The sequence below is a fragment of the Dorea sp. 210702-DFI.3.125 genome (genome assembly GCF_020560945.1).
GTDB lineage: Bacteria > Bacillota > Clostridia > Lachnospirales > Lachnospiraceae > Dorea > Dorea formicigenerans.
Genome location: NZ_JAJCNF010000041.1, coordinates 1 through 22,057 on the forward strand (window position 1 = coordinate 1; position 22,057 = coordinate 22,057).

A 22,057-nucleotide genomic window follows, 5' to 3' on the forward strand; every position below is an offset into this window, starting at 1 on the left:
TCGGCAAAATCGACTGACCTTTCTTTTTTACCCAACAATATCTTTAATTAAGGGAGACGGGTCTTAGTATGCCTAATGTCGTATTACTCATACCAATAGCTGATATATTAGATGTTACCGTTACAGAATTGTTACGTGGAGAAAAAATAGATACACAGAAAAATATTGATACAAAAGAAGTCGAGGAATTGGTAGTAGGCTCTCTCGATATGGCTGTTAGGAATTCTATTCATCAGCATAGAAAAAACTGGATATTAGCATATTTGCTATGCTTTTTAATATCTATTACAGAAATTATTATGTTAGTCGTATCTGGGAATTCAATAGCTGAGATGAAAGATGATATATTGCTGGTTACAGGGTTAATGCTTTTATTTGGTGCATGGTTTTGTTTCTTTGCCAAAGACATATTACCAACATATTATGATGCAAACAAGATAAATTATGTTTCACAAGGAATTTTTAGAATACATCTAGTTGGTTTATCCTTTAACAACGGAAATTGGATGTACATCTGTACAACTTTAAAAATTTGGACACTTGCAACGGTTGTTCTATATCCTCTTGCAGGTATTATAATAATCAATTGTCTCAATATAGCTTTATGGGATATTTTAAGTAAAATTTTCTTAATTATGATTTTAGGTGGTATGGTAGTTTCGATTTACATTATCGGGAAAAAATACGAATAATTAAATTACCTGTTATCGTTGTGGATATTACTAATTTACAACATTCTTCATGGGAAATAAGGAATGATGCAGAAGAGATTGTGTTAAGCGAATTAGCATACATTTAAAACGTGGAAAGCTCCTTCGGGAGCTTTTTTCTGGTTTTTGCTGGGTATCAAGAAAGTATATAGAAAATGCATTAATCATATGGTATGATTTGAACAGAAGATAGAATCTTAGGAAGCAAGAAGATTTTTGAGGAATGTAACTTAGAAGTTATAGAATTAAGTTAATCGTGCCATATGGCTTGATTATAAACGCAAAGATAAAAACGCAACGTACATCTTTGATGTGCCAGAGCCGGTAGGTAGCCCGGCCGTCCTATATAAATAGGGTAAGTAACCTGCCCCTCCGGGTTGTCCATTCTTTGTTCAATCAATTTTAGGAGGGATTCTTATGGACAAAGTAAATGGAAAGCTGACAGTATTTTTGGAAGAGCCGTTTTGGGTGGGAATCTTTGAACGCATCGAAGATGGTAAACTATCTGTGGCAAAGGTAACATTTGGTGCAGAGCCAAAAGATTATGAAGTACAGGAATATATTCAAAAGTGCTATTTCAGTTTGAAATTCAGTTCGGTTGTTGAAACTGTTGTAAAGGATATCAAAAGAAATCCGAAACGGATGCAGCGGGAAGTAAAGAAGCAGATGCTGGAAATAGGTATTGGTACAAAATCGCAACAGGCGTTGAAATTACAGCAGGAACAGAACAAGCAGGAACGCAAAGAGAAAAGACGCAAGAAAAAAGAGGCAGAAGAGCAGCGAATGTTTGAACTGAAACAGCGAAAGAAAAGAAAAAAGCATAAGGGACATTAAAGTCCCTTGGCCTTTTACTCAAATCGAAAAGTGTTGAATAAAGCTTTCGGGAGGTGTTTCTATGAAGAAAAAAGTACTTGCAATTATGTTAGTCGCCATGTCAATAATGTTGATTTCGGCGTGCGGAAAAAAAGAAAAACTGTACGAAATTCCTGATTTATCGCAGTATAAGACAGATTATGTAGGAGATTCTTCAAATGTTATAAATATTGTAAGTGGTCAAGAGTATCCGGCGGGATACTCATATGACAGTATAGAGATACAGTCTGAAACAGAGCCTTATGGATTAACAGTTTTTCTAAAAGATGAGCCGTCTGCAGCCAAACTTGAAGATGAATTGCAGGTTAATGCAGATATGACATTTGACTTGATTGGTAATTTGGGAACAATTGATTATAAAACAGCAGATAGCAAAGAAATTATTGCATCGTATGAACGGTGATATATTTTTAGTCAACTTTTAGACAATTTGAAGAGTAGAATATAAAAAGGCGTATGGAAGTTTTAAATCCATACGCTTTTTTGGGAAAAACTCATTTTTGAACAAGAGATTTGTAAGAACATATTATCTGTTCAAAAATGGTTATAATTCCATATCATATGACATTTTCTTAGTCCGAGCAAGCTGATTTCGCCGCATCTCCTGTTTTCTCTGATATTCAAGTTCCCATGCACGATGGGAAAAAACATCAGGATCTTCCACATTGAGATAATCTACCTCATTGGCGGCAATATCACGGCGGTGATAGTCATAATACTTACCAAAAGTACCTTTGAGCTGCTCGATCAGCTTATCCCGGAAATCAGGACGTATCTGGATTCTGGTGTCCAGCAATTCTGTATACTGTTCAGGTTCAGGACGAAATTTTTCTTCCCGGAAAGCGGCGGCATCTTTTTCAAGCTGTTTTTTGAGCGAGATGTCCTGAGAATCCAGGATATCAAGATTGTTATTCATCTGGCCGTATTTCTTGGATAGATTCGTCATATCTTTATCGGTAGAGCATTCTGCCTGGAAGATTAGCTGCTCTTTCCTTGATTTCAGTTCTTCGATTTCTTCGGTAATAGTGGTAAGCTGCTGATTCAATTTTATATGCTGGATGGGATTCAAAATACTGGTTTTCTCTTTTTTCACATTCAGTTCTTTCCGCTCTGTAACTTTAGCTTTGAGTTTCTTTTTAACGGTGTTGTATTTATTCAGTATTGGATTAAAATGATTCATCCAGTCATGGATCACTTCTTTTTGCATCTCATTGTGGAGCAAATGATATTGTGTAAAAATCATGTGATTTCGGATTACTTCCAATGTTTCTGCAATTATCGGAATAGACTTTTCTACAGCTTCAGCCAGTTTTGCTACTTTTGCTTTTAATTCTTGGAGCATTTTGTTATCCGCACGAATCTGACGGTTAATTTCACAGCGGTCTGCTATCATGCCTTTCTTTTCCATATTCTGGGCAATGTAGCCTTCATGGATGGGGTTGGCTGTTCGGTGATTCCCTGATCTGCAAAGCTGCGGTGATCAATGGTAGCATTTATCTGATTACGTGCAAGCATTTTATTTACGGCATCTGCCCAGTTTGCCCGCCAGATGGCATTACCGTTATGTTGGAACGACTGTCGCTAAAATAATGAAAGAAGAAAATTTATGTTTGGAAGAATATTTAGAAAAATATAAATAAAAACAAAAGAAAATCCTAACTTTTTTTATAGTAGGATTGTTATATTATTTAGAAAACAGAGGGAGGCAAATTTGCGAATGGAATACAAAACTGATTCTTTGTTAGTACATCTAGCAAGAGCAGGAGATGAAGATGCGTGTGAAAAACTGGTCAAAAAATATTACTCAAGTATATATCAATATTGTTTGCTACATATCAATGATCCCTATGAGGCAGAGGATTTGACACAAGAAGTATTTACACGTTTCTTTTCCAATTTATATAGATATAAAGAATATGGAAAAGTTAAGAATTATCTTTATACAATTGCCGGAAATACCGTTAAAAATTATTACAAAAAGAAAAAAGATATTCCATCAGAGGAACTGCTAAAATCAGAGGACTGTAGTAAAAATCATGTAGAAGAGCTAGGAGTCCGATTAACTATTGAACAGGCAGTGAGAAAGTTACCGGAAGAAATTAGAGAAACGGCAGTTTTATATTTTTTTCAAGAATTGAAACAAAGAGAAATTGCAGAATTACTTCACATAAAACTTTCGCTTGTAAAATATCGAATCGGAAGAGCAAAAGAACTTTTGATGAAAGAGTTGGAGGTGAAAAACTATGATGAAATATAAGCAACAAATAAAGAAATATAAAGAGGAGATTGAAAAAAAATATGTAAGGATTGAAGCAGAAAACAGAACAGTAAAAGCATGTCAGAATATTTTGTCAGAGTCAATTTTATCGAAACAATCGCATAGAACATCTTATTTTGAATTTTTGTATGAGCAGACAAAATTCATAAAAAAAAGATGGTGGATTTTACAAGGTTGTATTCTTATGTGTCTATGGATATGGTTGAGTAATTATACGTCAGACATAAAAGATATGATGAGGATTATGGGAATATCTGCCACAATATTTGTGGTTCTGATTGTCCCGGAAATTTGGAAAAACAGAAGAAATGGTGCGATTGAAATTGAGCAGGCGTCTTATTACACACTGCGTCAGATTTGTACAGCAAGAATGTTAATGTTTGGAGTAGTGGATCTGGTGATCGTTATGGCGTTTTTGGCAATTACATATCAAACAACAATACTCTCGTTAAGTGATTTGGTGGTTAATTTTTTGCTTCCGGTAAATGTTTCATGTTGTATATGTTTTCGTGTATTGTACAGCAGATGGGAAAAATCAGAATATATAGCAGTGCTTTCTTGTCTGGTATGGGTTGGTTTATGGATGATGATTGTTGCAAATGATGTTATTTATCAGAAAATTGTAACTCCGGTATGGGTGGCTATGCTGATATTGACTTTTGTATATTTTATTTTTTGTGTTCAGAAGTCATTGCTATTTGATGAAAAAATTTTGGAGGATTACACGTATGAAATTAGAATTTAAAAATGTAACAAAACAATACGGAGAAGTAAATGCTGTTAATAAAGTGAATTGTGTTATGGAAAAAGGAATTTATGGACTGCTTGGAGTAAATGGAGCAGGAAAGACCACATTAATGCGTATGCTTTGTACGATTGTTCAACCATCAGAAGGACAAATATTATGGAATGGTAAAGATATATGGAAACTAGGAGGTGAATACCGAGAAGTTCTAGGATATTTACCACAGGATTTTGGATATTATCCAGATTTGACCGTATATGATTACATGATGTACATTTCTTCTATAAAAGGGTTAAAAATGCTGTTTGCCAGAAATAAAGTGAAGCAATTATTAAATCAAGTAGGAATGGAAAAATTCAGTAAAAGAAAAATGAAGAATTTGTCTGGAGGAATGGTTAGACGTGTAGGAATAGCACAGGCGATGTTAAACGATCCGCAAATTCTTGTTCTGGACGAACCTACCGCTGGATTAGACCCGAATGAAAGAATACGTTTTCGTAATTTAATTAGTGAATTGTCGGAAGAACGTTTGGTGCTTTTGTCTACACATATTGTATCGGATATTGAATACATTGCGAATAACATTATGTTAATGAAAGATGGAGAACTTTTTTATGCAGGTACTGCGGAAGATTTAGTATCTTCTATGAAAGAAAAGGTATGGCAATGTAATGTTTCGAGAAATATGATAGACAAATATATGAATGAATATTTGGTTGGAAATATAAAAACAACAAAAACCGGAGCAGAGCTTAGAATTATTTCAATAGAAAAGCCAACAGAAGATGCTGTGGCTGTAGAAAAAAATCTGGAAGATGCATTTCTATTTTATTTTGGAGAAAAATCGGAGGAAAAACAAGATGCTTAAATTAGAATTAAAACGAATTTTTTCAAAGAAAATTAATGTATTTGCAATCGGATTGGCATTGATACTTGCTGTCATTTTTAGCGGATTTGCAGTTACAAGTAATCGCTATGTGGATGAGAATGGAAATGTTAGTACTGGAATTATGGCAACAAGAAAACTTACAGATAATAGACGAGCATGGAAAGGTACATTGACAGAAGATGAACTTGGAAAAGTTATAGAACAAAATAAAAATGCGGTGACACAATCCTCAGAAGAAAATGCGATTTACGGAACGACATTACAACCGATAGATGATATTAGGGGTTTTATAATATCGGTATTAACACCGGATGCAGAATATGATGAAAGTGTTCTGAATCAAATTACAGAAGAAAATATACAAGAGTTCTATGACACTTATCATAAAAATATGAAAAAGATGGCAGAAGAATATGGAAAGACTGCTGTTCAGAAAAAATACTTGGAAAAGAAATATAATGAAATAAAATTACCAGTAGAATGCGAATCTTATAGTTCGTGGGATACTATGATTATGTATGTAGAAACGTATTCCATTATTCTGGCAATCATAGTTGGTTTTATTTGTGCTGGAATATTTGCAGATGATTTTCAGACAAAAGCAGATGCAGTATTTTTCTCTACAAAGTATGGACGTACAAAAGCTGTTAAAACAAAAATACTGGCAGGAATAGCTACGACAGTTATGATTTATTGTATGGGAATTATATTACTTAGTGTGATTTGTTTTGGAATTATGGGAACCAGTGGTATGAATACACCTTATCAAATGTATCAGGCGTATAGTATTTACATTATGTCATATGGACAATACTATTTGTTGACAGTTGTATGTGGATTTATAGCCAGTATGCTGGCGGCTTCAGTGTCTATGTTAGTAGCGGCTAAAATGCATACAATTAGTGTCGCTGTTTGCATTCCGTTCTTTTTATATTGCTTATTGCCATTTATAGGACGGGCACTTTCTGGGTATACAACGCTTTTCAATTTGATACCAACAATTTTGACAAATGTACAGGCAAGTGTAAAAGTCCCACTTATTTATCAGATTGGGAATTGTGTATTTCGACAAATTTCGCTTGTAATGGTAATGTATACCGTGATGGCAATAGCCTTACTGCCTTTTATTTATAAGAGTTTTCGCAGATACGGAAATAAGTAAAAATTGTATTCATACTCATGAAAAACAAAGTAAGTAAAATATTTTCTGGAAAAATCAAAGCATAATTTAAAGATTTACGGCGGGCAAGTTGCCCGCCGTAAATTATGCTTATTTTGTTAAAAGACCGGATAGATTTTTTCCAATGCAAAATCCAATCTGTGGATATAACTCCTGAATTTCCTGATATTTTGCTTCAATCATTTCTGGTTCATCAGCCCAGATCTTTTCATATATTTTGAAAGCTCTTTTAAAATGTGTTTTGGCTTGCGGAAGATTGGCAGTCATCAGATAAATGGTTCCAAGGGTTTCCTGTACTTTGGCATAATCCAGACAGTCATCGGAATGGTATTCCTTGATGATGCCGGATAATTTTTGTAATTCGGAGATCCCTCTTTCAGGTTCCTGCTGTTCTGTCAGGAACATTGCATAATTGGCAATCTGAGGTATAGCCATATTACAGTCAGACATCAATGGAAGAAGATTCTGGTGGATGGTATGGGCTAATTTTTCCTGATTGGATGGCTTGGAATAGTAAGCGGATATTTTAGGGCTGATTTTAGCCTGACCAGTCATCCAGCGGCAAACCAGACCGTTGTCCATTGAAAAATCCTGATTTGCCAGATCATCCATAAAATCTTCAAATAATTCGTATAAAAAATCAGGCTGACTCATTTGATTACTTTCGCTGATATGATTTTTTAAGCAAGTGCTAATAGAAGAAAAATCGCATCGATTCAATAGAAATTCCCCTTTCGTAGTTAAGATTAAGTATATCCATCATAACACGAACATATATTCGATTTAAGGAAATGCGGATTTTTTTAAATTGATTGTGTCAATTTACAATCAATTTCTATTCAATGTGGTTTTCAGGCAGGTTCTGTAAAATAAGCTCAGATCAAACAATAACGGGAGGAGCTTATGCAACAGAATATTGAATTTGAGCGGTGCATTGATTTTCTGGTACGGATGATTGATAAGTACGGCGCTGAAGTCCTCCGGGAGTTGGAGGAAGAAAAACAGAATAAGGAAGAAAAAACAGCATAGAATACTTCTGAGCGGGTATGGCTAAGAATGTTTTGGCGTATTGACAGGACATTTAAAATGACGTATACTAAGCTCAGTGATCGTTCTGTAGAAACTTGCGAAGCCTACAGGCGGGGGAGAGCCTGCGGGTCTCTCCCTCTTTTGTTTTAAGGAGAAATGAGATGCAGACACCGAAAAAATTCTCTTCTTTTAGCGACCAGGTTTCTTGGATCAGTGATGAAAAGGGAATAAAAATAAAAGACAGAGAATATGCGGAAGAGATGTTACGCCAAATAGGATATTTTCCTCTTATGGGAGGATATAAACATCTTTTTAGAATATCAAACACAAAAAAATATAAAGCAGGAACAAGTTTTGAAGAAATAGTCAGTCTGTATAAGTTTGATGCAGAGCTTAGAGAGTTGTTCTTTAAATATTTACTGCAGATTGAGCGACAGATGCGTTCTTTGATGTCATACTATTTTACTGAAATGTATGGAGCAGAGCAGAAGCAGTACCTGGATGCTAATAATTATAATAATACAAAAAGAAATCATGCAACAATCGTAAAGTTGATAGCGACCTTGAAACGGGCAACAACGACCACAGATTATACATATATCAACTATTACCGCAAGACATATGGTGAAATTCCATTATGGGTTTTGGCAAATGTACTTACGTTTGGAAACTTATCAAAAATGTTCCGAGTGTTTCCGCAGTCCTTAAAATCAAAAGTATCAAAAAACTTTGAACCTTTGAATCAGCATCAGATGGAACAGTTTCTATCTGTTCTCACTAAGTATAGGAATGTATGTGCCCATGGGGAACGACTGTTTACATACAGAACAGTAGATGCTATTGCGGATACACCGCTTCATAAAAAACTTTCATTACCACAGAGCGGTAATCAGTACGAAAAAGGAAAACAAGATTTGTTTGCTGTGGTGATTGCTTTTAGATATCTATTACCTGGAAAAGATTTTCTGGAATTTAAAAGAAAGCTCATAAAAGAGATTGACCGGGTAAACAGAGAAGTAGAGCATATAAGTGAAGTTGAATTATTGAATAAAATGGGTTTCCCGAAAAATTGGAAAAATATTACCAGATACCATTTAAATTAAAGAAATATCCTCTAAGAGATAGTGAAACACCTATTGTCTTAGAGGATTTTTTATTGAAGAATTTTAATATTTAAGAGTTTGTTTTTTTCCTTTTTGACATTAAAGATAAGATTTCTTGTGGGTTTGTCAACTGACGTCCGGGAAGTGTCTGCTTTGGTGTGCGGTCACGGTCGGCTTCGTCAATCGCTGCAATAAAAAGTTTTACGCTGTTTGGATTGGATATGACAAAATTATGAGTAATACTTGAAGTAGCCATACGAACACCTCCTCTTTTCGGGTTTTTTGTGTATTAATTATACGATTGACAGAGAAATGCGTCAATAGGAAAAATAAGTATTGGAAATAGTTGGAACGAGTACTAAAATAAAGTTGGGACACAAAATAAAGGTTATATTACGAAATGATAAGAATTGTAGGTGGAAGGTTTGAACATAGAAGCATATGATGCGGATTCATTGAGAAAGATGGTTAGGTTGCTTGAATATGAGAACAAGATATTAAAAGATAAATTGAAGAAAGCAGGCATTTACTATGAAGAGGTGAATCCTTTTGAAGAAAAAATAGAAAGTGCAGAAGAATATGACCTAGATCAAGGGAATCGTATTGTAAATCCACCGTATATTACAGAGAAAATGGCAATACGTTTCTTTTCGATGTTTTGGGGAAGAGAAGATGTATATGCCAGAAGAGGAAAGAACGGGGGCTATTTTCCACAATGTGCGAATCGTTGGAATGACCGGCTTTGCCCTAAACAACGTAAAGAGAAGGTATTGTGTGATGAATGTGAAAATACCAAATGGATTAGTTTGGATGTTAAAAAAATAATTGATCATTTGTTAGGCACAAAAGAAGATGGATCAGATGTAATAGGTGTATATCCTTTACTGCCAAATGGTACATGCAGATTTATTGTATTTGATTTTGACAATCACGAAAAAGGAGCAGAGGTTACGGACTTTGCAAATACGGATAATGAGTGGCATAAAGAAGTGGATGCGCTTAGAAAAATGTGTGAGCTTAATGGTATCAGACCTTTAGTTGAGAGATCTCGATCTGGAAAAGGTGCCCATGTATGGATTTTCTTTAAAAAGGCAATACCGGCGGTTACGGCAAGAAATTTTGGATTTCTCCTGTTAGACAAGGGTTCAACTTCCATCAATCTGAAATCGTTTCATTATTATGATAGAATGTATCCTTCGCAGGATGTGGCAAGCAGCATAGGTAATTTGATTGCATTGCCATTACAGGGGCAGGCACTTAAAAATGGAAATAGTGCTTTTGTAGATGAAAATTGGAATGCATATCCTGATCAATGGGATGCTCTTTTCAATAAAACAAGAAAGCTGGGAATAGAAGATGTTGAACAATGCATGGCAAAATGGCAGGGAGAATTAGCAGAAATCAAAGGAACGCTTACTAATATTGAGAAGAATGTCAGACCGAAACCATGGAAGAAGAAATGTGAGTTTTGTAAGTCAGATGTTGTGGGCAAGCTTCACATGGTATTGGACAATGGAGTTTATATTGATACTCTGAATCTTATGCCAAGAATACAAAATCAGATTCGTAGTTTGGCGGCATTTGATAATCCGGAATTTTACAAAAATAAAAGGCTGGGATATTCTAATTATTATAATTTTAGTGCTGTATATTTGGGTAAGGATATAGATGGATATATACAGATTCCGAGAGGACTGCGGGAAAATATTATACAGGAATGTGAAAAAGCAGGCATTTCAGTTGATGTTTCAGATCAAAGAGAAACAGGACAACCTATCAGAGTATCTTTTAAAGGTGATTTGCGAATGCAACAGGAATTAGCAGCAGAAAAATTATTATCACATTCAGATGGGGTTCTGAGTGCGGCAACTGCATTTGGAAAAACTGTAGTATGTAGCTACCTTATTGCAGAGCGAAAAGTAAATACGCTCATTTTGCTGCAAAGTAAAGATTTGCTTAATCAGTGGGTTGATGAATTGAATCATTTCTTAGAGATAAGAGAAGAACCACCGGAATATGAAACAAAAACAGGAAGAAAGAAAAAAAGGAATAGTGTGATAGGCGTTTTGCACGGAAATAAAAATACATTGACGGGGATCATAGATGTTGCAATGGTTGGTTCGATGTACAGCAGAGGAAAATTTAATGAACGAATTAATTCTTACGGAATGGTAATTATGGATGAATGTCATCACGCAGCTTCTAATACATCTATGGAATTATTGCAGAAAATAAATGCAAAATACGTGTATGGTGTTTCTGCTACGCCTAAACGTGGCGACAGTCTTGATCAGATTATCTATATGCTGCTGGGACCTTTGAGACATAGATTTACTGCGTTGGAGAGGGCTAAGGAACAGGGGATTGGACATTATTTTGTCCCAAGATACACAAGAGTAGTTGATACTGCAGAAAGCAAGGATAATATTAATAAAGCATATAATTTGATTAGTACCAGTAAGGTGCGCAATGAAATGATCATAGATGATGTTATAACTTGTGTTGCAAGAAAACAAACTCCTGTAATTTTAACAAGATTTAAGGAACATGCAAAATTTTTACATGATGCCTTAAAGGAAAAAGCAGATCATGTATTCCTTCTATATGGGGATAATTCGGATAAGGAAAATACTGAAATAAGAGTAAAATTAAAGCAGATACCTGAAAATGAATCGCTTATTTTGGTGGCAACTGGTCAGAAAATAGGAGAAGGGTTTGATTTCCCAAGACTGGATGTGTTAATGCTTGCAGCACCTGTATCTTTTGAAGGACGCTTGGAACAGTATGTAGGTAGATTAAACAGAGATTATGTCGGAAAAGAAGCCGTTTATGTGTATGATTATATTGATTCTCATGTGCGTTATTTTGATAAAATGTATGCAAAAAGATTGAGAACGTACAGGAAGACAGGATTTTCAATCTGGACGCAAGAGTTGCAACCTAAACAAATAATAAATGCAATATTTGATTCTGTAAATTATACCGAAAAATTCGAGCAAGATATTGTAGAGTCAGAAAAAATGGTGGTAATTTCCAGTCCGGATATCAGACAGGATAAAATTGATAGATTTTTATTACTAATCAAGAAGAGACAGGAAGTAGGGGTAAAGGTTACAGTTATTACAACAGATCCGGAAGATATTACTTATGGAAAATCGGATGTATGTTACGAATTAATCAGAACAATGCAATTGGTAGGAATAAATGTGATAACAAGAACAGAAGTAGAAGAATGTTTTGCTGTTATTGATGATGAAATAGTATGGCATGGTGGGATGAATCTACTTGGAAAAGCTGATGTCTGGGATAACTTAATGCGTATCAGAAATTTACAAGTTGCAACGGAATTGTTGGAAATTGCTTTGGGATGTTCTGAGGAGTGGAGAAAATGTGAATAAGAAGATTAAATGCGATATATATACCAGAGTATCCACAACCATGCAGGTAGATGGCTACAGTCTGGATGCTCAGAAAGAAAAACTCAAGAGATATGCGGAATTTCAAAACATGGAAATCGTAAATGAGTATTCCGATGAAGGTAAGTCTGGAAAGAGCGTAGAGGGCAGACCGGAATTTCAGAGAATGTTAGATAATATTGAGAATGGAACAGATGAGGTACAGTTTGTATAGGTGTTCAAGCTTTCCAGATTCGGTCGTAATGCGGCAGATGTATTAAACTCTTTGCAGAGAATGCAGGATTTTGGAGTGAATCTGATCTGTGTTGAAGATGGGATTGACAGCTCAAAAGATAGCGGAAAGCTGATGATTTCTGTTCTGTCTGCGGTGGCAGAGATTGAACGAGAGAATATCCTTGTGCAGACAATGGAGGGACGTAAGCAGAAAGCCAGAGAAGGAAAATGGAACGGCGGGTTTGCTCCATATGGCTATGAATTGGTAAATGGAGAATTGCAGATCGCAGAAGACGAAGCAGAGATTATTCGTCTGATCTATGATAAATTTATTCATACCAATATGGGAATCTCTGCGATTGCTGCAAGGCTGAACCAGCATGGATATAAAAAGAAAAAACGACAGAATAATACACTGGACGCATTTGCCGCTTCATTTATAAAAGGTGTTCTGGATAATCCGGTATACTGTGGAAAGCTGGCTTATGGACGAAGGAAAAACGAGAAAGTTTCTGGTACAAGAAATGAATACCGCATTGTAAAGCAGGAAAATTATATGCTGCATGATGGTATTCATGAAGGGATTGTTTCAGAAACAGACTGGGAGCTGGCACATCAAAAACGAGAAAAAACAGGTGTAAAATATGAAAAGACACATAGCCTCGATCATGAGCATATTTTATCCGGAATATTGAGATGTCCGTTATGTGGAAGCGGTATGTATGGAAACGTGAACCGAAAGAAAAAGAAAGACGGAACCTTATATAAGGATTATTTCTATTATGCCTGCAAACATCGTCGCCTGGTAGATGGTCATAAATGTGGATATCGTAAAGAATTGGTAAATATTTTCCAACAGCGTATACTCCAAAGCAGCAGGTTGATTTGATTGAAAAATTATTAAAGAATTGGGCAAAACAAAATGTAAAATAAAAATGGAAATATGAAAAGGACGGTAAGTACTATGGAAAAACTGACTTATACAAATGTAAATGGATACCTGATCCCGAATCTCACCTATAAATCCGGTGAGCAGATGGAGCAATTTGGCAAGTATGGTTTTCTTCGCAGAGATTATCTGAAAAACCATCGAAATTCAACCTATCAGGTGATGCTTCTGCAGGATACGCTTGGAAAGCATCTTCTGGAAGTGGACAAGGCAGCCAGAGAACGGGAAGAGGTAATTCTGAAACAGTTGGAAGAAAAAGAACCACTGCCGGATAAAGAAGCAGATCAGATGGCATGGGTAAGAGCTGCTAATCAACACAAAGCGATTGCGGAAGAGATTATCCTGAAAGAATTGATTTATGTATAAGGATTGCCAGTAATCAATCTGGCAGATAACTGATAAAAATAGAATATTGTGAGCGAAGTAAGGCGTGAGTCATAAAATATGACTTGCGTCTTTTTCTTTGTCTGAAAGGAAGTGATAAGTTTGAACAAGAAGTTTTTGAAGCATTATATGGAAACCAATCCAGAAGGGACAGCACAGACCTATATCTTTCTGGTGGACAATCAGGATATCGCACTGAATATTGTGATGTCAGGTTATCAGGCACTTTGTCTGGTGCAGGAAGATGACGGATATTATTTCAGTGCAGATTCCTTTATAGAAGAAATGAGAGCTATTCAGTTTACTGGAAGCTGTCAGTGTGCCTATCATTATGTGGCTTCCTGTACGGTGAAGTGGGTAAATGATAAGTTACTGACATTTTTCAAAGACGCTGGTCTTGATGGAAAAGCAGGCTGGCAGTTGTTCAAAGAGAAGGAGTACCTTGGCAAACTGGATAATCAGAAAGAAGTTGAGAAATTACTGGAACAGTATATTCTTCGGTTTGAGCGAGATCCGAAAGAAGAACCGGAACTGAGCCGTTTTCATTTATTTGATGCAAAAGGGAATGTGAAAGGTGTCCGGGATATGGAGATTGTAGATTACCTAGTGGAGAATGTTCAGTTTTTTGTGGTAGGAATCACACCGTATTATTATGAGCATGGTGTTTTCCTGGAAGACCATGATGGGGTAAGAATGAAATACCGTATCCAGAAGCTGATCTATCGTGACCAGGTACAGAGTGGAGTGATCAAAAGAATCTATAATCTACTGATCACACAGCCAAAAGTTCACCGAGAGGCATATGAACTAAATAAACAACCTGTGCGGTGGATTAATTTCAAAAATGGATATTATGATCCGGTTACGTGTGAAATGCTAGAACACAATCCAGATTATCTGACAATCAATCAGATACCATTTCCCTATTATCCAGAGGATTGTGAGCAAGTGTTACAAGGTGGAGAAAATATCAAAAAGTATCTGGCATCGTCTCTTCCTAACAAAGAAGAACAACAGACATTCTGGGAGTATTTTGGATACTGCATGACACAGGATACGCAGTTTCAGAAATTCCTTACACTGAAAGGAAATGGTGGAACTGGAAAGTCTGTGGCAGTATCACTGATCCAGTATGTAGTTGGAATCACCAATATGCGGCACTTGCAAAGGAGTTTGGCATTCGATGAAAATGCATCAGTTTCCGGTAGACAACTTTATTGTGTATTATCTGGTTGATGATGAGAAAAGGGCAGTTACAGTAGCTCGAATATTCTACGGTGGCCGTGATATTGAAGGAGTCATAAATTCAAATAAATAAACAGTAATGGAGCTTTTGAGTAAAAACAAGAGCTCCATTTTTATATGAACAAAATTCCTCTTTCATCGTAGACAGAAGCACCGGTATTGTTTCCACAGCGGATTGCACGGTCAAGTCCCATGATGGTGGCAACAGTTCCGTCGATTTTCTCTGTGGATTTTTCTTTGTCTGCCTTTATATTTCCTGCTGGATCAGTACGGATATATATGTTATCCATCATCCATCGAAGCACCGGATGACCACCGTGAGCTAGCTTTTGCTCCAGCGTTAGCTTCATGAGTTCTAAAAATAAATATTAGAAATAAAATATCGGCTCTTAATGGAGTTGGTGCTTTTTCTATGCTCGGAGAAATCCGGGCTTTTATTATGCAATTTTTTAAGGAGATAGACGCCAATGGCAAACAGAATCAAAGGTATCACTGTCGAAATTGGCGGTGATACTACCGAACAGCTGCAGAACGATGAAATTTCACAAGAGCAGTATGATGCTCTTCAGCGTGAGATTGCTGAGACAGAAGTCTTCAATAATAGCAGATGCCATACGATCAATCGGTACTCTGTGCAGGATTGTGTGGTGTGGGAAGTATTACTCTAAGCGGAGGAAAAGGTAGTGTTTGATTTATTTGATTTTTCTGAAAGAGGTTGAGATAAAATATTGGTTTAATAGTTTCATTCGTTTTAAGAAAAAATGAGGAATCTTTTAATCATTTTAAGTGCATAACCCGTTATTATATATACAGATATTCAATGGAAAGGAGTCTGATGCGTGTTGAGTGATGACGAATTAGTGGAACAGATTCTACTTGGAAATGAAAATGCAGCAGAAGAATTGATAAAACGCTATTATACATCTATTTTACGTTACTGTAGGTGGCATTGCTCTAATCTGGAAAAAGCAGAAGACCTGACTCAGGAAACATTTTTGAAGTTGTTTAAGAACTTATCCAGATATAAAGGAAAAAAGAAATTTAAGGCTTATCTATACACGATTGCAAATCATTTATGTATTGATGAAAGCAGGAAGGTTGGGTTTTCTCCATTAGAAGATGAAGAAAATATAGTGCATGAGTATAACGACATAGTTCGGCTAGAGGATAGGGCAGAGATAAGCTATTTTTTGAATTTTTTATCATCAGAACAAAGGGAAGCAGTCATTCTACGCTTTGGAGAACAACTTAGTTTTGGAGAGATTGCAAAAGTGATGGGATGCAATATGCGAACAGCACAAAGCAGGGTTCGTAATGCTTTAAAAATTATGAGAAAGGAGCAGGAAAATGAAAGATAAAAATTTGAAGGGCTATTTACAGCAATCTTTAGGAGAGGAAGTACAGCCTAAAAGATTAGAGGAAACGATTAAGCTTTGCACTGAAATTGTACGAGAACAGGAAGTGACTAGGGCAGAACCGAGGACAGGTTTCTTTCACTATCTTTCAGATGTATTTCGCTTTGAAGGTATTCCAATATTTGGTTTGCAGGCAGTAACGTTATTTATAGTTTGTTTAACAATTGCCAGCATTGTAGACGTGCCAAAGAATATACCAATTTTTATGCCGCTGTTTGTATTGGCTATCATACCAGCAATTTTTAAAAGCCAGTATTATGGAATGAGCGAGATTGAAGCGGTAACAAGAGCTTCTGGTGCCCAAATCACGTTAGCAAAGCTGGTTTTGGCTGGGGCAGCTAATTTGGTGTGTATAACAATTCTTTTGTGTATGGAAGTTTATTTGCAAAATTCTTATAAAGAGATTGGACAGATGGTCCTATACTGCCTGGTTCCGTACTTAGTGTGTATGGTTGCGTTGCTACGTTTGATCCGTTTGCAAAAGAAACAGAGTTTACGGATATGTGCGATTGTAATGCTGAGTTCCTGCATTTGTTGGGGTATGTCAGCAAGAATATTGCCATGGTTATATGAAACATCAGCAGTGGGGGTGTGGATTGTTACATTTTTGATTTTTGCTATGTTCTTTATACATGAAATTCATTATATTGCAGAGATGAGAAAGGAAGGAAAAATGTATGGAATTGTCGCTTGATCGTTTAACAAAACATTATGGCAGGAAAATAGCGGTAGATTGTGTTAGTGCAACCTTAAAGCCGGGAGTATATGGTCTTTTGGGGGCTAACGGTGCAGGTAAAACAACATTGATGCGTATGCTATGTGCTATTTTGGAGTCAACCTCAGGGGAGGTATTGCTGGATGGAAAAGAAGTAACTTCGATGGGGGCAGATTACCGGAATGTGTTGGGTTATTTACCACAGGATTTTGGATATTATCCAAATTATACTGCGGTGGAGTTCTTAATGTATATTGCAGCACTGAAAGGAATACCGAAGAAGGTTGCAAAAAAACGTGTGACTGAATTGTTGGAAGTAGTTGATTTAAGCCATGTGGCAAACAAAAAAGTAAAAACTTTTTCCGGTGGTATGAAACAAAGAGTAGGAATTGCACAGGCGTTACTTAATAATCCGAAAATTTTGATTTTGGATGAGCCGACTGCAGGACTTGATCCGAAAGAGCGTGTCCGTTTTCGTAATCTGCTCTCAGAGTATGCAGGTGATAAAATTGTGATTCTTTCCACACATATTGTATCGGATATAGAAGCAATAGCAGATGAAGTGCTATTGATGAAAAAAGGAAAATTTATATTGCAGGGTACGGTTCCAGAGTTGATTCATAAGGCAAATGGTAAGGTTTGGGAACTTTCTGTTTCTCCACAAGAAGCTAGACAATGGCAGACAAAAACAACGGTTGCTAATTTACGGCATGAAGGAAAAGAAATTATATTGCGTATTATTTCAGACAATATGCCTAGTGAGCGAGCGGTTCCTTGTGAAGCTACATTGGAAGATCTTTATTTATTTTATTTTCCTACAGAGGAAGGAGTGAAATAGAATGGAGCTATTTTGGTTAGAGCATAAAAAGTTATGGCGAAAGAAAATTGTTAAAATATGTGTGTTGTTGTGTTTTGTTTATTATGTAATTTTTGGCAGCATACTTTCGTTTCAATGGTTCGGTTTTGGCAGCTCAGATGACTATACAAGCGCTTTTGGCAATAATTTTGATGGATATACAGTAATAAAGGATAGTCAGGAATATGCACTTTCATTTGGTGGAGAATTGACGGATGAAACCTTGCAGCAAATAGTAAGTGATTATCAGCAAATGGAAGCTGACGGTATGGAGGAAGAATTGGAAAAGACAGACTGGCGGATAGTTAATAGTTGGCTCGGAACATTGTATCCGGAGCTTCGAGATACCAGTAATTATAAAACGATGATAAGCTATGTTGATCCGGATAAGTTAACAGGCTTCTATGAAAGAAGACAGCAGGTGCTTGATGAGTTTTTGGAGGTCAGTGGTCAGGTAGGAGCTGAAAAAGAGTTTTTACATCAGATAGAGAGAAAGGTAGAAAAACCATTTCATTATGAGTGGGTAGAAGGATGGTCAACGCTTCTTGGTAGTACGGTTGCGGATCTGGGAGTTGTGATGGCTTTGTTTCTCGGTATTGTTTTATCCTCTTTATTTGCTGGCGAATGGCATGATAATACAAGCGCATTAGTATTGACGACTCGAAATGGTTGGGGGAAAATCGCTCTTGCCAAAATTCTTACTGGTTTAGCGTTTACAGTGGAGTTATTTGCATTACTTGCTGTTTCAAGTGTTATATCACAGTTGCTTTTTATGGGAACTGCCGGATGGGATATGCCGATTCAGAATATCAAGCTGATTGCTGTTGCACCTATGAATATGCTGCAGGCAGAAATTTATGAATATGTTTTTGTATTGCTTGGAGCAATAGGTTTTGCCGGAATTGTTATGTTTATATCAGCGGCTGTAAAAAATAATGTACTTGCCTTACTGCTTAGTCTGGCTGTTGTATATGGACCAATGATGATTGCAGAATATCTTCCTTATGGAATGCAAAAAGCATTAGATTTAATACCAATGGTAGGAAGTTCAACAGATATTTTCAGAACTAATACTTTTCGTATTTGGGGGAAGCTTATCTGGTCACCATATCTACTTATTACAATTCCTGTCTTGATTGGTATTCTATGTATGCCATTCGCTATAAAGAGCTGGTCAAGAAGGATGAAGGCATAAATAATAATATGGCAAAGAAAAGAGATAAAAAAATAAGTTGCGAGGGAAATGGTTGAGAGGAATTATCATACATTTCAGGTATGATACAGAGGAGAGTGCATATGTGGATTTTATCAGAAAAAATGTGGTTTCATTTGAAACTGCTGTTTGCAAAAAATATGAGAAAAGCCGAAAGAGCACTTGCTTTCAGAATTTCTGGAAGTAAGTGCCCTTTTCTGACTTATTTATTGCTGCGCTACAGTTCCAAGTCTTTTACGAACCATCGGTCCGATGATCATTGCAATGACCATTTTGCACAGATCAGCAGGAATGAAAGGAATGACACAGACTGCAAGTGCTGCGCCTACTGTATAGCCGGACTGGAAGCAGAACCATGCTGTTCCAAATGCGTAGCAGATTGCAGTTCCGACGATCATTCCGAGGATCTGGATTCCACGGTTAGTGAATTTGTCAATGACAATACCTGCGATGATTGCCATTGGAATAAATCCGATGATGTATCCGCCGGTCGGACCTGCCAGTTTAGCCAGTCCGCCTGTGAATCCGGAGAATACCGGAAGCCCTACCAATCCGAGCAACAAGTAGATCAGGTAACTCAAAGTTCCCTTTTTCCAGTCTAACAGATAGAGAGACAGGTAGATCGCAAAGTTAGTAAGTGAAATTGGCACCGGACCAATTGGAACAGATAATGGTGCGAGAATGCAGGTCACAGCTGCCATAAGTGCGGTTACGACCATAGCGTAAGTACTTGTTTTTCGAAATGTCTGTGTATTTGTATTGTCATGTGTCATAGTAAAACTCTCCTTATTATTTAATGATGTGCAAAGACGTTAAACTTATTAAGCGGACTCAATTTCATAAGTGAATCCGGCGTCTTCAATTGCCTGGATTGTATCTTTGATTCCCTGTCCGCCAGCGGTAAGATATCCTGAGGCAAATATGGAATCAACGACGCGGAGCAGATTTTTTTCTTCTCCTTTAAAATAAATCTCACGTCCTGCGGCACAGCGGATATCGGACTGCGGAACTAAAAGTCTTGCAAGACAGAGGACTTTCATACAGTAAGCTGTTGTGAGAGCGGACATATCGGCGTGCTCTAAAGGTGTTCCCGGAATTGGAAGAAGGAAGTTGATTGGAAGTGCCTCCGGTCGGATCTCGCGAAGCTCCAGTAACATATCTACCACGTCTTCTTTGCTTTCGCCCATACCAATAATGCCGCCGCTGCAGATTTCAAAACCAAGCCCTTGAAGCATTTTTATATTAGCAACGCGTTGTTCAAATGTGTGAGTGGAACAGATGTTGTGATAATAAGCACGGCTGCTGTTCAAGTTATGGTTGATGCGGTCAAGTCCGGCTTCCTTTAACATCAATGCCTGCTTTTCTGTCAGAAAACCGATAGAACAACACAGGTGTGTTCCCTGTTCTTTCATTTTTCGGATTTTTTCAGCCAATTCTTCAATCTCTGCATCGGTAAATTTCATTCCACTAAGTCCAATACAGTGGCGTGACAAATGATGCTCATTGACAAAATCATTGTCTGCATATAATTTCTCATCTGCGACCCATTTGTACTTATCAATGTCAGCTTTTGAACGGCAGGACTGAGCACAGTAAGCGCAATCCTGAGAACAGTTTCCACTTCTGGCATTAGTAAGAATGTGGATACTTACATGATTTCCTTTGTATTTTCGACGCAGTTTTTCAGCCCGGGCAATCAGCTCATCCAGATTTTCATCCGGCGTGTTGAGTATTTCAATTGCTTCTTCACGTGAAAGCTGTGGATCCGTAGATGTATTTTGATTTGAAATCATTAGAAGTCCTCTCTTTCCTTGAGTAATTCATTTTTCTGAAATTTTATACAAGACATACTTTAACATGCAAAAAAACAAATGTCAACCATGTGCAACACAATGGTTGACAAATGATATCAGCTGGGAGATGACTCCCACCTCGCAACAAGAATTCCGAGGCATTCTTGAATCATCACTTCAGTGTGAGACAGAAAATACAAAGTGCCAAAAAGAAGGCCGTGGAATCTTCGACTAGAATATAGTATGATAGTATACAGAGTAAAATACAAAGGAGAAGATTCATCATGAAAAAATTTATGGAAGAATTCAAAGCATTTGCCTTACGCGGTAATGTTATGGACATGGCAGTCGGTGTGATTATCGGAGGCGCATTCTCCGGAATTGTAACATCTCTGACTGACAACTTTATCAATCCGATCTTAAATCTTTTGACAGGCGGTGCAACTTACACTATGACAGACGTTGCAGGATTTGCATCTAGTTTTGTATCAGCAGTTGTAAATTTCCTTATCATGGCACTTATTTTGTTCTGTCTGATGAAAGGGATTAACAAATTACTTTCCTTTAATAAAAAAGAAGAAGCACCGGCAGAGCCGACAACAAAGACATGTCCATTCTGCCAGAGTGAAATCAGTATCAAGGCAACCCGCTGTCCACACTGTACTTCTGTATTAGAAGAAAAATAAAAGCGGCATATACAGTAGAAGTAACTGTCGAAAAATGAAGGTTATTAACAGGTAAATATAAATTATAAAATCATATAAGTAGATGTTTAGTTTTATAAGATATTAGACTAGAATATTATTGAAAGGAGTTGATACTTTGAGTAAATATTATTCTATACATGAATTCTCAAAAATTATAGGCGTATCTGCTCAAACATTACGAAATTGGGATGAAAATGGAAATATTGATAATACTGAAAAATCTGAACAGCAGGAACTTGTTGAAGACCTGGTTCAAATAATCACAGTATTCAGCTGCAAATTACAAGGAAAACGAGCGAACAAAGCTAAGAAACTTATCCGGGAATTGATACAGGAGGAAACAG

General features: G+C 36.8%; 21 protein-coding genes and 8 pseudogenes. 23 read left to right on the forward strand and 6 right to left on the reverse strand.

Annotated features, from left to right (window positions below):
* Nucleotides 1-68: 68 nt before the first annotated feature.
* The 3 genes from LI164_RS14410 to LI164_RS14420 all read left to right on the forward strand — a co-directional run bounded on the left by LI164_RS14410 (nucleotide 69) and on the right by LI164_RS14420 (nucleotide 1,986).
* The gene (locus tag LI164_RS14410) at nucleotides 69-692 is read left to right on the forward strand and encodes an XRE family transcriptional regulator (protein ID WP_227087311.1); all 624 of its coding nucleotides are present in this window, start codon (nucleotides 69-71) and stop codon (nucleotides 690-692) included.
* 435 nt (nucleotides 693-1,127) lie between these two features.
* On the forward strand, nucleotides 1,128-1,544 hold the full coding sequence (locus tag LI164_RS14415) for a YjdF family protein (RefSeq protein WP_117657806.1): 417 nt from the start codon (nucleotides 1,128-1,130) through the stop codon (nucleotides 1,542-1,544).
* 61 nt (nucleotides 1,545-1,605) lie between these two features.
* Nucleotides 1,606-1,986 (forward strand): DUF4825 domain-containing protein, encoded by a 381-nt coding sequence (locus LI164_RS14420; RefSeq protein WP_107617402.1) that lies wholly within the window; start codon nucleotides 1,606-1,608, stop codon nucleotides 1,984-1,986.
* A gap of 141 nt (nucleotides 1,987-2,127) precedes the next feature.
* Here the strand turns inward: LI164_RS14420 and LI164_RS14425 are convergent.
* Nucleotides 2,128-3,134, reverse strand: a pseudogene (locus tag LI164_RS14425) (MobA/MobL family protein); the annotation flags it as partial.
* Here LI164_RS14425 and LI164_RS16390 point away from each other — a divergent pair.
* From LI164_RS16390 to LI164_RS14455, 5 genes and pseudogenes are all read left to right on the forward strand, one after another.
* Nucleotides 3,134-3,223, forward strand: a pseudogene (locus LI164_RS16390) (D-alanyl-D-alanine carboxypeptidase family protein); the annotation flags it as partial. The pseudogenes LI164_RS14425 and LI164_RS16390 sit on opposite strands and share 1 nt — an antisense overlap.
* 77 nt (nucleotides 3,224-3,300) lie before the next feature.
* Nucleotides 3,301-3,840, forward strand: a complete 540-nt coding sequence (locus LI164_RS14440; protein ID WP_005335535.1) for an RNA polymerase sigma factor — start codon at nucleotides 3,301-3,303, stop codon at nucleotides 3,838-3,840.
* Entirely contained in the window at nucleotides 3,827-4,606 is a 780-nt protein-coding gene (locus LI164_RS14445) for a hypothetical protein (RefSeq protein WP_173793930.1), read from the forward strand. Before LI164_RS14440 ends, LI164_RS14445 begins: the two co-directional genes overlap by 14 nt.
* Entirely contained in the window at nucleotides 4,590-5,474 is an 885-nt protein-coding gene (locus tag LI164_RS14450) for an ABC transporter ATP-binding protein (protein ID WP_173793931.1), read from the forward strand. The genes LI164_RS14445 and LI164_RS14450 overlap by 17 nt, the downstream gene beginning before the upstream one ends.
* The gene (locus LI164_RS14455) at nucleotides 5,467-6,657 is read left to right on the forward strand and encodes an ABC transporter permease (protein ID WP_227087313.1); all 1,191 of its coding nucleotides are present in this window, start codon (nucleotides 5,467-5,469) and stop codon (nucleotides 6,655-6,657) included. The genes LI164_RS14450 and LI164_RS14455 overlap by 8 nt, the downstream gene beginning before the upstream one ends.
* Nucleotides 6,658-6,765: 108 nt before the next feature.
* Here LI164_RS14455 and LI164_RS16395 read toward each other — a convergent pair.
* Nucleotides 6,766-7,107, reverse strand: a pseudogene (locus LI164_RS16395) (tetratricopeptide repeat protein); the annotation flags it as partial.
* A 471-nt stretch (nucleotides 7,108-7,578) separates the two neighbouring features.
* On the opposite strand from LI164_RS16395, the gene LI164_RS15980 reads away from it, so the two are divergent.
* Nucleotides 7,579-7,704, forward strand: coding sequence for a hypothetical protein (locus tag LI164_RS15980; protein WP_255642453.1), 126 nt, complete (start codon nucleotides 7,579-7,581; stop codon nucleotides 7,702-7,704).
* Between the two features lie 161 nt (nucleotides 7,705-7,865).
* Nucleotides 7,866-8,807, forward strand: a complete 942-nt coding sequence (locus LI164_RS14465) for an Abi family protein (protein WP_117495666.1) — start codon at nucleotides 7,866-7,868, stop codon at nucleotides 8,805-8,807.
* Between the two features lie 70 nt (nucleotides 8,808-8,877).
* Here the strand turns inward: LI164_RS14465 and LI164_RS14470 are convergent, their stop codons facing one another.
* Nucleotides 8,878-9,063 (reverse strand): hypothetical protein, encoded by a 186-nt coding sequence (locus LI164_RS14470; RefSeq protein WP_117556442.1) that lies wholly within the window; start codon nucleotides 9,061-9,063, stop codon nucleotides 8,878-8,880.
* Between the two features lie 169 nt (nucleotides 9,064-9,232).
* Between LI164_RS14470 and LI164_RS14475 the strand changes: the two genes are divergently transcribed.
* The 5 genes and pseudogenes from LI164_RS14475 to LI164_RS16410 form a co-directional block, all read left to right on the forward strand.
* Nucleotides 9,233-12,205: a DEAD/DEAH box helicase family protein gene (locus LI164_RS14475; RefSeq protein ID WP_173793933.1), complete on the forward strand. Its 2,973-nt coding sequence runs from the start codon at nucleotides 9,233-9,235 to the stop codon at nucleotides 12,203-12,205.
* A pseudogene (locus LI164_RS16400) lies at nucleotides 12,198-13,271 on the forward strand (recombinase family protein); the annotation flags it as partial. The gene LI164_RS14475 and the pseudogene LI164_RS16400, both read left to right, overlap by 8 nt.
* A gap of 129 nt (nucleotides 13,272-13,400) precedes the next feature.
* Entirely contained in the window at nucleotides 13,401-13,751 is a 351-nt protein-coding gene (locus LI164_RS14485; protein WP_117682937.1) for a TnpV protein, read from the forward strand.
* Nucleotides 13,752-14,462: 711 nt separating this feature from the next.
* Nucleotides 14,463-15,005, forward strand: coding sequence for a hypothetical protein (locus tag LI164_RS16405; RefSeq protein WP_334297112.1), 543 nt, complete (start codon nucleotides 14,463-14,465; stop codon nucleotides 15,003-15,005).
* Nucleotides 14,944-15,087, forward strand: a pseudogene (locus tag LI164_RS16410) (type II toxin-antitoxin system RelE/ParE family toxin); the annotation flags it as partial. The gene LI164_RS16405 and the pseudogene LI164_RS16410, both read left to right, overlap by 62 nt.
* A 40-nt stretch (nucleotides 15,088-15,127) precedes the next feature.
* Here the strand turns inward: LI164_RS16410 and LI164_RS14495 are convergent.
* Nucleotides 15,128-15,370: pseudogene (locus LI164_RS14495) on the reverse strand (terminase TerL endonuclease subunit); the annotation flags it as partial.
* 111 nt (nucleotides 15,371-15,481) lie between these two features.
* On the opposite strand from LI164_RS14495, the gene LI164_RS14500 reads away from it, so the two are divergent.
* The 5 genes from LI164_RS14500 (at nucleotide 15,482) to LI164_RS14520 (ending at nucleotide 19,195) form a co-directional block, all read left to right on the forward strand.
* Nucleotides 15,482-15,682, forward strand: a complete 201-nt coding sequence (locus tag LI164_RS14500) for a hypothetical protein (protein WP_215683873.1) — start codon at nucleotides 15,482-15,484, stop codon at nucleotides 15,680-15,682.
* Between the two features lie 171 nt (nucleotides 15,683-15,853).
* Nucleotides 15,854-16,372 carry an RNA polymerase sigma factor gene (locus tag LI164_RS14505; RefSeq protein ID WP_117980581.1) on the forward strand — a complete coding sequence of 173 codons (519 nt, stop codon included), beginning with the start codon at nucleotides 15,854-15,856 and terminating at the stop codon, nucleotides 16,370-16,372.
* The gene (locus tag LI164_RS14510; protein ID WP_117682936.1) at nucleotides 16,362-17,123 is read left to right on the forward strand and encodes a hypothetical protein; all 762 of its coding nucleotides are present in this window, start codon (nucleotides 16,362-16,364) and stop codon (nucleotides 17,121-17,123) included. Before LI164_RS14505 ends, LI164_RS14510 begins: the two co-directional genes overlap by 11 nt.
* Nucleotides 17,107-17,982 carry an ABC transporter ATP-binding protein gene (locus LI164_RS14515; RefSeq protein ID WP_117682935.1) on the forward strand — a complete coding sequence of 292 codons (876 nt, stop codon included), beginning with the start codon at nucleotides 17,107-17,109 and terminating at the stop codon, nucleotides 17,980-17,982. Before LI164_RS14510 ends, LI164_RS14515 begins: the two co-directional genes overlap by 17 nt.
* A 1-nt stretch (nucleotide 17,983) precedes the next feature.
* On the forward strand, nucleotides 17,984-19,195 hold the full coding sequence (locus tag LI164_RS14520) for an ABC transporter permease subunit (protein WP_117682934.1): 1,212 nt from the start codon (nucleotides 17,984-17,986) through the stop codon (nucleotides 19,193-19,195).
* A gap of 224 nt (nucleotides 19,196-19,419) precedes the next feature.
* Here the strand turns inward: LI164_RS14520 and LI164_RS14525 are convergent, their stop codons facing one another.
* Complete coding sequence (locus LI164_RS14525; RefSeq protein ID WP_005335568.1) at nucleotides 19,420-19,986, reverse strand: biotin transporter BioY; 567 nt, start codon at nucleotides 19,984-19,986, stop codon at nucleotides 19,420-19,422.
* Between the two features lie 48 nt (nucleotides 19,987-20,034).
* Entirely contained in the window at nucleotides 20,035-21,006 is a 972-nt protein-coding gene (gene bioB, locus LI164_RS14530) for a biotin synthase BioB (RefSeq protein WP_022278750.1), read from the reverse strand.
* A gap of 284 nt (nucleotides 21,007-21,290) precedes the next feature.
* Here bioB and mscL point away from each other — a divergent pair, with 284 nt between their 5' ends.
* The 3 genes and pseudogenes from mscL to LI164_RS15990 form a co-directional block, all read left to right on the forward strand.
* A complete protein-coding gene (gene mscL / locus LI164_RS14535) occupies nucleotides 21,291-21,692 on the forward strand; it encodes a large conductance mechanosensitive channel protein MscL (RefSeq protein WP_117612892.1) in 402 nt (133 codons plus the stop codon).
* Between the two features lie 136 nt (nucleotides 21,693-21,828).
* Nucleotides 21,829-21,888: pseudogene (locus LI164_RS15985) on the forward strand (hypothetical protein); the annotation flags it as partial.
* A gap of 27 nt (nucleotides 21,889-21,915) precedes the next feature.
* Nucleotides 21,916-22,057: pseudogene (locus LI164_RS15990) on the forward strand (IS607 family transposase); the annotation flags it as partial.